At 68.8% G+C, this 10,964-nt stretch carries 9 protein-coding genes; 5 read left to right on the top strand and 4 right to left on the bottom strand.

Translation table 11 applies throughout. From position 1 onward, the window contains the following. Positions 1-59 precede the first annotated feature (59 nt). Together LRF89_RS11205 and LRF89_RS11200 are read right to left on the bottom strand one after the other, a co-directional pair. A complete protein-coding gene (locus tag LRF89_RS11205) occupies positions 60-1,091 on the bottom strand; it encodes a type IV pilus twitching motility protein PilT (protein WP_238637132.1) in 1,032 nt (343 codons plus the stop codon). Between the two features lie 159 nt (positions 1,092-1,250). Further along, positions 1,251-2,789: an AMP-binding protein gene (locus LRF89_RS11200; protein ID WP_238637131.1), complete on the bottom strand. Its 1,539-nt coding sequence runs from the start codon at positions 2,787-2,789 to the stop codon at positions 1,251-1,253. Between the two features lie 148 nt (positions 2,790-2,937). Between LRF89_RS11200 and LRF89_RS11195 the strand changes: the two genes are divergently transcribed. The 5 genes from LRF89_RS11195 (at position 2,938) to LRF89_RS11175 (ending at position 8,143) form a co-directional block, all read left to right on the top strand. Further along, positions 2,938-3,594 (top strand): GntR family transcriptional regulator, encoded by a 657-nt coding sequence (locus LRF89_RS11195; protein WP_201168143.1) that lies wholly within the window; start codon positions 2,938-2,940, stop codon positions 3,592-3,594. A gap of 163 nt (positions 3,595-3,757) precedes the next feature. Beyond that, entirely contained in the window at positions 3,758-4,783 is a 1,026-nt protein-coding gene (gene dctP / locus LRF89_RS11190) for a TRAP transporter substrate-binding protein DctP (RefSeq protein WP_201168141.1), read from the top strand. 92 nt (positions 4,784-4,875) lie between these two features. After that, positions 4,876-5,403 (top strand): TRAP transporter small permease, encoded by a 528-nt coding sequence (locus LRF89_RS11185; protein ID WP_238637130.1) that lies wholly within the window; start codon positions 4,876-4,878, stop codon positions 5,401-5,403. A gap of 30 nt (positions 5,404-5,433) precedes the next feature. Beyond that, positions 5,434-6,744, top strand: a complete 1,311-nt coding sequence (locus LRF89_RS11180; RefSeq protein ID WP_201168135.1) for a TRAP transporter large permease — start codon at positions 5,434-5,436, stop codon at positions 6,742-6,744. A 4-nt stretch (positions 6,745-6,748) separates the two neighbouring features. After that, entirely contained in the window at positions 6,749-8,143 is a 1,395-nt protein-coding gene (locus tag LRF89_RS11175; RefSeq protein ID WP_238635749.1) for a malonyl-CoA decarboxylase, read from the top strand. Between the two features lie 36 nt (positions 8,144-8,179). On the opposite strand, the gene LRF89_RS11170 is transcribed toward LRF89_RS11175, so the two are convergent. Together LRF89_RS11170 and LRF89_RS11165 are read right to left on the bottom strand one after the other, a co-directional pair. Next, positions 8,180-9,298, bottom strand: coding sequence for a PilT/PilU family type 4a pilus ATPase (locus LRF89_RS11170; RefSeq protein WP_238637133.1), 1,119 nt, complete (start codon positions 9,296-9,298; stop codon positions 8,180-8,182). Further along, positions 9,273-10,679 (bottom strand): sensor domain-containing diguanylate cyclase, encoded by a 1,407-nt coding sequence (locus LRF89_RS11165; protein ID WP_238633029.1) that lies wholly within the window; start codon positions 10,677-10,679, stop codon positions 9,273-9,275. Before LRF89_RS11165 ends, LRF89_RS11170 begins: the two co-directional genes overlap by 26 nt. Positions 10,680-10,964: the final 285 nt, after the last annotated feature.

Genomic DNA, 10,964 nt, shown 5'->3' with positions numbered 1-10,964 from the left:
GCGCCCGTGGGTTCGCGGCGATCAGCCGTAAACGCCCAAGCCGGTGTACGCAGGCGCCCTCAGGCGAGCCCGTGCGCAGACGCCGCCGTGGCCACCGCGTGTTCCACCTCGCCGCGTTGGAGCAGCCGCTGCAGGGCGTGATCGAGGGTCTGCATCCCCTGCGCCTGTCCCGTCTGGATCGTCGAGTACATCTGCGCCACCTTGTCCTCTCGGATGAGGTTGCGGATGGCCGAGGTGCCGATCATGATCTCGTGGGCCGCGACACGGCCGCCGCCGATGCGCTTGAGCAGGGTCTGCGAGATGACCGCCTGCAGGGACTCCGACAGCATGGAGCGGACCATGGCCTTCTCGGCGGCGGGGAAGACGTCGATGATGCGGTCGATGGTCTTCGGCGCCGAGGACGTGTGCAGGGTGCCGAAGACCAGGTGACCGGTCTCGGCGGCGGTCAGGGCGAGGCGGATGGTCTCCAGGTCGCGCAGCTCGCCGACCAGGATCACATCCGGATCCTCGCGCAACGCCGAGCGCAAGGCGGCGTCGAAGCTCTGCGTGTCGCGGTGGACCTCGCGCTGGTTGATCAGCGAGCGCTGCGGCTCGTGGACGAACTCGATGGGATCCTCGATGGTAAGGATATGACCGGCGTCCTGGCGGTTCTTCTCGTCGATCATCGCCGCCAGGGTGGTGGACTTGCCGGAGCCGGTGGGCCCGGTGACCAGGATCAGCCCACGTGTCAGCCGACACAGGTCCTGGAAGATCGTCGGCGCCTGTAAACCCTCCAGCGTGGGGATGTCGCTCGGGATGGTCCGGAAAACCGCGCCCATGCCGCGGTCCTGCTGGAAAGCGTTGACGCGAAAGCGGCCCAGCCCGCGGGCGGCGAAGGAGAAGTCGGTCTCCATCCGCGCCTCAAGCTCGCGGCGCTGGCCGTCGTTCATGATGTCGTAGACGCGCCGCTGCACTTCCTTGTGGCTGAACGCCGGCGCGTCGATGCGGCGGATGTCGCCGTCCACGCGGATGATGGGCGGCTGCCCGGCCGAGAGGTGCAGATCGGAAGCGCCCTGCTCGACGGCAAAGCGGAGGAGGTCCGTGATGTCCATATGCACCCTCGGGATTTTGTAAACGGTGTTTGCAGATTATCAACCCTGGGTGGGGCGGACAATACGGGCCGGACATCCCGACGCGCCGATGGCGCGCCGGGGTGTTCCCGCGGGGAGGGACGGGGTGTTGCCACCGCCGCCTGAGCCGGCAGCGGTGGCCTAGGCGGAGTGCTGCTCGCGCAGGACGTTCTTCTGCACCTTGCCCATGGTGTTGCGCGGCAGCTCGTCGACCACGTGGACCTGCTTGGGCACCTTGTAGCCGGCCAGCTCGGCCTTGAGCCGCTGGATCAGGGTCTCGCCGGCCGGCGGCCGGTTGGCATCGGCGGGGACGATGAACGCGGTCACGGCCTCGCCAAGGTCCGGGTGGTCCAGCCCCACCACCGCCGACTCCTGCACCTCATCCATGGCGTCGAGCTCGTTCTCCACCTCCTTGGGGTAGACGTTGTAGCCGCCGCTGATGATCAGATCCTTCTCGCGGCCGATGATCGCGTAGTAGCCGTCCTCGCTAACCTGCGCCATGTCGCCGGTGATGAAGAAGCCATCATCGGTGAACTCCTCGCGGGTCTTCTCCGGCAGTCGCCAGTAGCCGTTGAACACGTTCGGGCCCCGAATCTGCAGGGAGCCGGGTGTTCCCGGCGGCACCTCGTGGCCCGTGTCATCGACGATCCGCGCCCGGATGCCGGGCAGGGGGCGTCCGACCGTGCCCGGCCGACGCTCCCCGTCGAGGGGGTTCGACAGGTTCATCCCCGTCTCGGTCATCCCGTAGCGCTCGAGGATCGCGTGGCCGGTGCGTGCCCGCCACGCCTCGAAGGTCTGCTCCTGCAGCGGTGCCGAGCCGGCGACGAACAGCCGCATGGTTCGGCACTGCTCGGCGGTGAGCCCCTCGTGCTGAAGGAGCCGGGTGTAGAAGGTCGGTACGCCCATGAGCACCGTCGCTTCGGGCAACAGGGCAACGACCTGCCCGGCGTCGAAGCGCGGCAGGAAGTGGATGGTCGAGGCCCCGAGCATGGCGCAGTGGAGCGCCACGAACAGGCCGTGGACGTGGAAGATCGGCAGGGCGTGGATGAGCACGTCGTCGTGGCGCCACCCCCAGGCGGCCTCCAGCGCCAGGGCGTTGGCGCTCAGGTTGCGGTGGGAGAGCACCGCGCCCTTGGGGCGGCCGGTGGTCCCCGAGGTGTAGAGGATGCTGGCCGGGTCGTCGGGATGGACGGCGGCGGTGGCGGGGGCCGGCCCGATGCCGGCGGCCGCTTCTTCCAGCAGGCTTCCGCCACCCGCGGCATCGAGGGTCTCCAGGCGCGTCGCCGGGTGCTCGGCGACGATCCCACGCAGCAGTTCGGCACGCTCCGGGGCGCCCACCACGAGGCGGGGCTCCGCATCCTGGATGAAGAAGGCGAGCTCGGATCGCTTGTAGGCGGTGTTCAGGGGCAGGAAGACCGCGCCGGCGTGCAGGCAGGCGAGGTAGAGGGCGACTGCCTCGGGGCTCTTGTCGACTTGCACGGCCACCCGGTCGCCGCGCCGAACCCCGATCTGCTCCAGGACCGCGGAGAGGTGCTCGGCCAGGCCGAAGGCCTCGTCGTAGGTCCAGGTTCCGCGCTCCGGTGTGATCAAAAAGGGCTTGGACGGAGTCGCCGCGGCCCGTTGCGCCAGGGTGGTGTAGAGGTTGTGAGCGGCCGGATGGCTCGTGGGTTGCGGGGTCATCGCTCCTCCTCGCCTTCTTCTTGCGGGGCGGGCCGGGCGTGGCCGGAGCCCCGGTTGCGTGGCGTATTCGTCGCCATGTTGACGGCATGCATTATAGATTCTACATTCATAATTACAAACCGCCAACGCCAGGGAGTCACGCAAGGCCATGGCCAATTCGCTTCGCACCAAAGCTATGTACAGCCAGGTTGCAGACCTGTTGCGGGAACGGATCTTCCGGCAGGAGCTCAGCCCGGGGGATCGGGTGGATGAGCTTGCGCTGGCCGAGGAGCTCGGCGTCAGCCGGACGCCCGTCCGCGAGGCGCTGAAGATCCTCGACGCCGACGGCCTGGTCACGCTCGAGCCGCACCGGGGCTGCCGTGTGCGCGAGCTGTCCCAGGACGATCTGGCCCACCTGTTCCCGGTGATGGCCGTGCTGGAGGGGCTCATCGCCCGCGAGTGCGTGGAACGCATCGATCAGCAGGCGGTGGATGAGCTCTTCGAGCTGCACGAGCAGCTGGAGGCCGCCGCCGCCGACGGCGATATCGACCGGTACTACGAACACAACTACCGCTTCCACACCCGGCTGCAGGAGCTGTGCGGCAACCCCTATCTGCAGCGGGTGGCGGCGGAGCTGCGCCGCATCCTGATCCTGGCCCGCCACCGGCAGCTGCGCACGCCGGGTCGCCTGCAGGCCTCGCTCGGGGAGCACCGGCAGCTGATGGAGGCGTTCCGCGATCGCGATCCCGAGGCGGCGGACGCCTGCATGAAGGGCCACCTGCTCGAGCAGGGGCGCACGCTGGTGGGCGGCGGGCAACGCCACTGAACCGGATACCCCGAACCGACAGACACCAATAAGGGAGGATCCAGCCATTCGAGAGCAGTAAGCGAGACCCGATCCGGCCGTCGCTGCGGACAACAAGACCCGGTTACCGGGCACCGGCGACGGTCGGATCCCGACGATCCAATGCCGCTTGGGAGGAGTCCCGATGAAAAACAGTCATCCGCAACGCCGGATTGCGCAACTGAGCGTGTCCGCTGCCGCCGCCGCGGTCCTCGCGGCTGGTTCTTCGAGCCTCGCCGCCAGCGAGGTCCGGCTTACCGCGTCCCACCAGTGGCCGGGAGGCCAAGGGGATTTTCGGGATGAGATGGTGCAGATCCTCGCGGATCGGGCCGCCGAGTCCGATACCGGTCTGGAGATCCGTGTCTACCCCGACTCGTCCCTGTACGGGGCCCGTGAGCAGTGGCCGGCGATCGCGCGCGGCCGTCTCGATATCACCGCGCTACCGCTAGCCTACGCCGGTGGTCGGCATCCGGAGTTCAACCTGACCCTGATGCCGGGGCTGGTCAAGAATCACGATCACGCCCAGCGGCTCAATGAGTCCGCATTCATGGACGAGATCGTCGAGGTCATGGAGGACAACGGCGTCAAGGTCCTGGCCCACACCTGGCTGGCCGGCGGTTTCGGGTCCAACGAGCAGTGCATTACGGCCCCGGAGGACGTCGACGGCGCGCAGATCCGCGGTGCCGGGCAGTCGTTCGAGACGATGCTCTCGGCCGCGGGGGCGTCGATCAACTCGATGCCGAGCTCCGAGATCTACACCGCCCTGCAGACCGGCGTGCTCGACTCGGCGCTGACCAGCTCGGCGAGCTGGGTCTCCTACCGGCTCTACGAGCAGACCGAGTGCGTCACCCCGCCGGGGGATTACGCGCTCTGGTTCATGTACGAGCCGATCCTGATCTCCAAGGCGTCGTTCAACGACCTGACCGAGGCGCAGCAGCAAGTCCTCCTGGAAGCAGGCGAGGAGGCCGAGGCCTTCGCCTACGAGGCGGCGCAGGAATCGGATCAGGAGATGATCGAGCTCTTCCGCGAGCAGGGCGTCGAGGTGGCTTTCATGGACGACAGCGACTTCGAGGCCTGGCGCAGCGTCGCCGAGGAAAGTGCTTTCCCGCAGTTCGTGGAGAGCACCCCGCGCGGCCAGGAGCTGCTCGATAAGGCCCTGAGCGTCGACTGACGCGGGAGCCGACCGCCGCGGGGACGCGCGTACCCATCGGTGCCACGGTGCGCGCGTCCCCCTCTTCCCACCGTGTGACGGGAGAACCTGCCATGGATCTATTCCTGCGCGTGGTGCGGGGCCTCAACGCGGGGGCCGCGACGCTCGCCTCCCTGATGCTGGTCGTGGCCGCTCTGGTGGTCTGCCAGATGGTCTTCGTCCGCTACGGGCTGAATCAATCGACGTACTGGCAGACGGAGCTGGTGACCTTCCTGCTTGTGGGCGCAACCCTGCTGGGCAGCCCGTACGTGCTGCAGCAGCGCGGCCACGTGACCATGGATCTGCTGCCCATGCTGCTCGGATCACGCGGCAAGCGGATCCTGGCGGTCGTCGCCAACACCCTCGGGTTCGGCTTTGTGGTCCTGCTGCTCGTGACCGGCTTCATCTGGTGGCTGGAGTACTACGAGACGCAGTGGCGCTCCATGTCCGTCTGGGGGCCCCGGCTGTGGATCCCCTACCTGGCCATGCCGGTGGGCATGCTGCTGCTGAGCCTGGAGTACATCGCCCAGACCGCGGCCATCATCACGGGCCGCGAGCGCCCCTTCCCCAGCGAAGCCGAGCAACTGCTCAAAGAACAATAAACGGGGCAGTGCCGCGAGGAGGAGAACTGCATGACTGTCATCTGGATCGCACTGGCCATCCTGGCCGTGTTGCTGGTCTTTCTGTTGCTCGGTACGCCGGTGGCCTTCTCCCTGGGGCTGACCGCTGCGGCGTTCCTGATCTTCTTCGAGGGGGTCGGGGCGGTGGAAATGCTCGCCGAGCAGCTCTACGGGTCGATGGACAAGTTTACGCTGGTGGCCATCCCCATGTTCATCCTGATGGGCGCGGCCATTGCGTCCTCGCGGGCCGGTGCCGACGTCTACGAGGCGCTGCACCGTTGGCTCTACAAGGTGCCGGGCGGGCTGGTGGTCTCGAACATCGGGGCCTGTGGCCTGTTCTCCGCGCTGAACGGGTCGTCGCCGGCGACCTGTGCCGCCATCGGCCGGATGGGCATCCCGGAGCTGCGCCGTCGCGGTTACCCCGAGGGGTTGACCACCGGGGCCATCGGCGCCGGCTCGACGCTGGGCATCCTGATCCCGCCGAGTGTCACCATGATCATCTACGGCGTGGCGACGGAGACCTCCATCGGCCGCCTCTTCCTGGCCGGGATCCTGCCCGGGATTCTGCTGATCGTCCTCTTCTCGATGTGGGCGGTCTTCGTCGCCTGGCGTTCCGGGACGCTCGCCCGGCTGGAGAGCGACATCCACTACTCCTGGAAGGACCGCTTCGCCAAGCTGCCCAAGCTGATCCCGTTCTTTCTGATCATCGTCTTCATCATGTGGGCGCTCTACGGCGGGGTGGCGACCCCGTCGGAGGCGGCCGGGGTCGGTGCCGTGGCAGCGATCCTGATGGTCGTGGTGCTCTACCGGATCTGGCGGCCGCGGGCGTGGTGGGGCATCGTCCATTCGGCCATGCGCGATTCGGTGATGATCATGATGATCATCGGCTGCGCCGGTTTGTTCGGCTTCATGCTCTCCTCGCTCCACGTCCCGCAGGCCGCGGCGGCGGCCGTGGCCGCCCTGGACGTCAATCCGTGGACGCTGATGGCAGTGATCAATGTCTTCCTGCTGATCGCCGGGCTCTTCCTGCCGCCGGTGGCGGTGATCCCGATGACCGCCCCGATCCTGCTGCCGATGGTCCTGGAGGCCGGCTTCGATCCGATCTGGTTCGGGATCATCATGACCATCAACCTGGAGATCGGCCTGATCACCCCGCCCGTGGGGCTGAACCTCTTCGTGCTCAAGGGGATCGCACCGGACGTGCGGCTTGGGGCGATCCTGCGCGGGGCATTGCCGTTCATGCTACTGATGCTCCTGGCCATCGTGATCATTTCCATCTTCCCGGCCATTGCCACGGGATTGCCCGACGCACTGATGGGGTGACGCCATGAAGACAGCCTGGTGGAATCGTCTGGTGGATTCGGTAGCCGATCGGGGGCTGCGGCTCTCGCGGGTCAAGGGCGGTGCGAAGACCAGTCGGCAACTGGCGGATCACTGCCGGGAGCTGCTAACCAGCCGGGGCGAGGCCAGCGGCGCGGCGCTGGCCCGGGAGGTGGTCCGCGGTCTGGAACGCCTCGATCCGGAAGGTACCGGGAACTTTCTGCAGGCGCTGCGCGACGAGTTCGAGTGCGATGCCGATCAGGTCCGCGAGGCGGCGGAACGCTACCGGCAGAGCGGCGGCCGGGACGGTCTCGATGCGCTCAAGCGCGTGGCCGAGCCGCCGCGCCAGGAGCTCTTCCGCCGGCTGAACCGGGCGCCCGATGGAACGCGGGTGCTGGTGGCCCTGCGCGAGCACCTGCTCGAGAGGCTCCGCGAGGACCCGGGCCTGCGGCCGGTGGATGAGGACCTGCGGCATCTGCTCAGCTCCTGGTTCAATCCGGGGTTCCTGCAGCTTCAGCGTATCGACTGGGACAGCTCGGCGCGGCTGCTCGAGAAGCTGATCAAGTACGAATCGGTCCACGCCATCCAGGGCTGGGAGGATCTGCGCCGGCGCCTGGCAGGCGACCGGCGCTGCTTCGGCTTCTTCCATCCGGCCCTGCCCGGCGAGCCGTTGATCTTCGTCGAGGTGGGGCTGGTCCAGGGGATCCCGGAACGCACGGGGCCCCTGCTCTCGCCGGAGGAGCCGGTTGCCGATCCCGCCCAGGCCGACACCGCGGTCTTCTTCTCCATCAGCAATTGCCAGTTCGGGCTGCGCGGCATCTCCTTCGGCAACTTCCTGCTCAAGCAGGTTATGGAGGAGCTGGCTGCGGAGTTCCCGCAGGTGGAGCGGTTCGTCACGCTCTCGCCGGTGCCCGGGCTCGCCAGGGCGCTGGAGGGGGGCGACGGTACGGAGCCGGCGATCGATCGCGCCTGGCTGGAACAGCTGCTGGCGGACGACCGCGACCGTCTGCACAAGGCTGCGGGCGAGGGCGATACGGTCGCGGCCTTCCGGCGGCTGCTGGCCGAACCCCACGGACACGAGGCGGTGCTGGCCGCCCCCCTGGAGCGAGTCGCCCGGGCCTACCTGACCCGGGTCAAGCGCCGGGGCACGGTGGCCGATCCGGTGGCCCGCTTCCACCTGAGCAACGGGGCCCGGCTGGAGCAGGTCAATCCCTTCGCCGATGATTCGGCGGCGCGGCTGCGCGAGTCCTACGGCCTGATGGTGAACTACCGTTATATCCGCGAGGACGTGGAGGCCAACCACGAGCACTTCGTGCGTACCGGCGAGGTGGTCCTCGCCCGGCGCCTGGCGAAGCGGCAGAAGGAGATCGAGGGGGCGCGCCGCGATCGCGCTTCGGGATAACGCGGGCGCTGCCGGGGGCGGCGGCGGGGCGGTGGCTCAGCTGCGCAACCGCAGCCCGCTCCCGCCCGACGGCGTCGCGTCGGAGCCGTCCTCCTCCCGTTCAAGCTTCACCCGCAGCCGCACCTCGTTGGCCGAGTCGGCGTGGGCGAGGGCGTCCTCATACCGGATCCGGCCCTCGGCGTAGAGCTGATACAGGTGATGGTCGAAGGTCTGCATGCCGGCCTCTTCGGAGGCCGCCATGGTGGCCTTGAGGGTGTCGATCTCGCCGTTGCGGATGCGCTCCTGGACCAGGGGCGTATTGAGCAGAACCTCCAGCGCTGCGACGCGGCCGTGGCCGTCGGCAGCGGGAATCAGCTGCTGGGCGACGATCGCCTGCAGGTTCAGCGACAGGTCCATGAGCAGCTGCTCGCGCCGGTCGGCGGGGAAGAAGTTGATGATCCGATCCAGGGCCTGGTTGGCGTTGTTGGCGTGCAGGGTGGCCAGGGTCAGGTGACCGGTCTCGGCGAAGGCGACGGCGTAGTCCATCACCTCGCGGGAGCGCACCTCGCCGATGAGGATGACGTCCGGGGCCTGGCGCAGGGCATTGCGCAGGGCCGTCTCGAAGTCCGCAGTGTCCACCCCGACTTCGCGCTGGGTGACCAGGCACTGCCGGTGCGGGTGGATGAACTCCACCGGATCCTCGACAGTGAGGATGTGCCCCGGGGCGGCCGCGTTGCGCTCGTTGATCATGGCGGCCAGGGAGGTGGACTTGCCCGTGCCGGTCCCCCCGACGAAGAGGATGAGCCCGCGCTTGCGCGTGGCCAGTTCGCGCAGCACGCCGGGCAGGGCGAGGTCGTCCAGGGTGGGGATGGCGGTCTCGATGCGCCGGATGACCAGGCCGGGCTCGCCGCGCTGGTAGAAGGCGCTGACCCGGAAGCGGGCGCCGGTTTCGGTGACGATGGCGAAATTGGCTTCGCGGGTCTGTGCCAGCTCCGCCTGTTGTGTGTCGCTGAGGGTCTCGGCGACCAGCTCGCGGACTGCGGCGGAGTCCAGCGTGTCGGCCTCAAGCGCGGTGACGGTGCCGTCGATCTTCAGCGCCGGCGGCGCCCCGACGGTCAGGAACAGGTCCGAGGCGCGGCGGGCGACCGCCTCATCGAGCAGGGGCTGCAGGCCCATCATCGGCGGTCTCCGGGAGCCGGGAGTAGCGGACGGACTGGTTGCGGCCGTTGTGCTTGGCGGCGTAGAGCGCGCGGTCGGCGCGCTGTTCAAGGGTCTCTAGGGAGGTGCCGGCCTCGGCCGCGGCCACCCCGAGGCTGACCGTGACCGTGCCCACGCCCTCGAAGGGCGTTTGGGCCACCTGGCGGCGGATGCGCTCGGCCAGGGTCTCGGCGCCTGCCTCGTCGGTCTGGCTGGCCAGGACCAGGAACTCCTCGCCGCCCCAGCGGCCCATGTGGTCGGTCTCGCGCAGGACGCTCTCGATGCGCCGGGCCATCTCCCAGAGGACGGCGTCGCCGGCGCCGTGGCCGTAGCGGTCGTTGACGCGCTTGAAGTGATCCACATCGAACAGCAGCACGGCGAATGGCGTACCGTGCCGGGTGAAGGCGGCCTGGGCGGCGCGCAGCAGTTGCTGGATCTTGGCCCGGTTGAACAGGTCGGTGAGCGGGTCGTGGGCGGCCCGGTACTCCAGCTCGCTCTGCAGCTCGCGCTGCTCGGTGATGTCCTCGTTGGTGCCCACCAGCCGCTGGGTCCGTCCGTGCGGATCCTCGATGCCCTGCCAGACGGCGCGGATGTGGCGCTGCTCACCGTCGGGACGGCGGATGCGGAACTCGATCTCGCGGCGTTCGCCGCGCCCGGCGCCGGGGCTGCTCGCTGCATGCAGCCGGTCCTGGTGCTCCGGGACCAGCAGGGCCAGCCAGTCCTGGTAGGTGACCGGCCGCTGCGATTCATCCAGGCCGTAGATGGCCATCATGCGCTCGTCCCAGTGGTAGGTATCGGTTTTCAGGTCGTACTCCCAGACGCCGAGCCCGGCGGCCTCGGTGGCCAGTTTCAGGCGCTGTTCGCTCTCGCGCAGGGCGTGCTCGTAGTAGTCGTACTGCCCCGTGAGGTCGGTCATGGCCAGGGCCACCAGCGGCGGCCCGTTCCCGCTGTCCGGTAGGGGGGCGGCATTGACCGAGAGGACGTGGCGGCCGCGCTCGGCGGTGTGGATCTCGCAGCGGGCGTCGAACAGCGGCGTGCCGGTGATCGCCACCAGGCGGAAGGCGAGCAGTTCCGACGGCGGATCCGGGGCCCGATCGTCGCCGGGCGGGGTGGTGTGGTTGAGATCGAGGAGCTGCCGCGCCTTAGGGTTGGCGAAGATGATCCCGCCGCGCTCGTCGAGCACGGCGATGGCCGCCGCCTCCGTGGCCAGCACCAGCGCCGGCAGGGCCAGGCGCGCCTGGTCCTCATCGCCGCCGGTTGGCACCGGCGAAACGGTGAACGCCCCCTGGAGTGCCTCCAGGGCCCGGCGGATCAGTCGCTGGGCGTCGTCCTTGTCTGCGCGGCTATCGTCTGGCGCCATTCAAACTACCCGATCTTGAGCCCGCGGCAGCCGCGCTGGGGGGCGCGCAATCCCTGCCTGTCCCGGGGGTTGCCCGTGGCATCTACCGTAAGCCAGCACCGGCCCGGCGTCCACCGCGGGAGCCCCGTCGCCACCCAGGCGCGAAAGCCTGCCTTTTCTTCTGGGTATTCAAGATACCATGTCCGCTCGATTCCTTGTTGGTTGGCCGGTGCGGCGCGCCGGCCGAAGGAATGGCCGTGGGCAGCCCGGAGCCGGCGGGCCGGAGCGGTTCCATCGGCGGGGCCG

Source organism: Halorhodospira sp. 9621, from assembly GCF_022228055.1.
In the GTDB taxonomy this organism is placed as follows: Bacteria; Pseudomonadota; Gammaproteobacteria; order Nitrococcales; family Halorhodospiraceae; genus Halorhodospira; species Halorhodospira halophila_A.
This window is presented reverse-complemented; position numbering and strand designations above follow the sequence as displayed.

Excerpts from the sequence above, each read along its gene's own strand:
- LRF89_RS11205 (WP_238637132.1), bottom strand. The coding sequence starts at position 1,091 with ATGGACATCACGGACCTCCTCCGCTTTGCCGTCGAGCAGGGCGCTTCC.
- LRF89_RS11200 (WP_238637131.1), bottom strand. The coding sequence starts at position 2,789 with ATGACCCCGCAACCCACGAGCCATCCGGCCGCTCACAACCTCTACACC.
- LRF89_RS11195 (WP_201168143.1), top strand. The coding sequence starts at position 2,938 with ATGGCCAATTCGCTTCGCACCAAAGCTATGTACAGCCAGGTTGCAGAC.
- dctP (WP_201168141.1), top strand. The coding sequence starts at position 3,758 with ATGAAAAACAGTCATCCGCAACGCCGGATTGCGCAACTGAGCGTGTCC.
- LRF89_RS11185 (WP_238637130.1), top strand. The coding sequence starts at position 4,876 with ATGGATCTATTCCTGCGCGTGGTGCGGGGCCTCAACGCGGGGGCCGCG.
- LRF89_RS11180 (WP_201168135.1), top strand. The coding sequence starts at position 5,434 with ATGACTGTCATCTGGATCGCACTGGCCATCCTGGCCGTGTTGCTGGTC.
- LRF89_RS11175 (WP_238635749.1), top strand. The coding sequence starts at position 6,749 with ATGAAGACAGCCTGGTGGAATCGTCTGGTGGATTCGGTAGCCGATCGG.
- LRF89_RS11170 (WP_238637133.1), bottom strand. The coding sequence starts at position 9,298 with ATGGGCCTGCAGCCCCTGCTCGATGAGGCGGTCGCCCGCCGCGCCTCG.
- LRF89_RS11165 (WP_238633029.1), bottom strand. The coding sequence starts at position 10,679 with ATGGCGCCAGACGATAGCCGCGCAGACAAGGACGACGCCCAGCGACTG.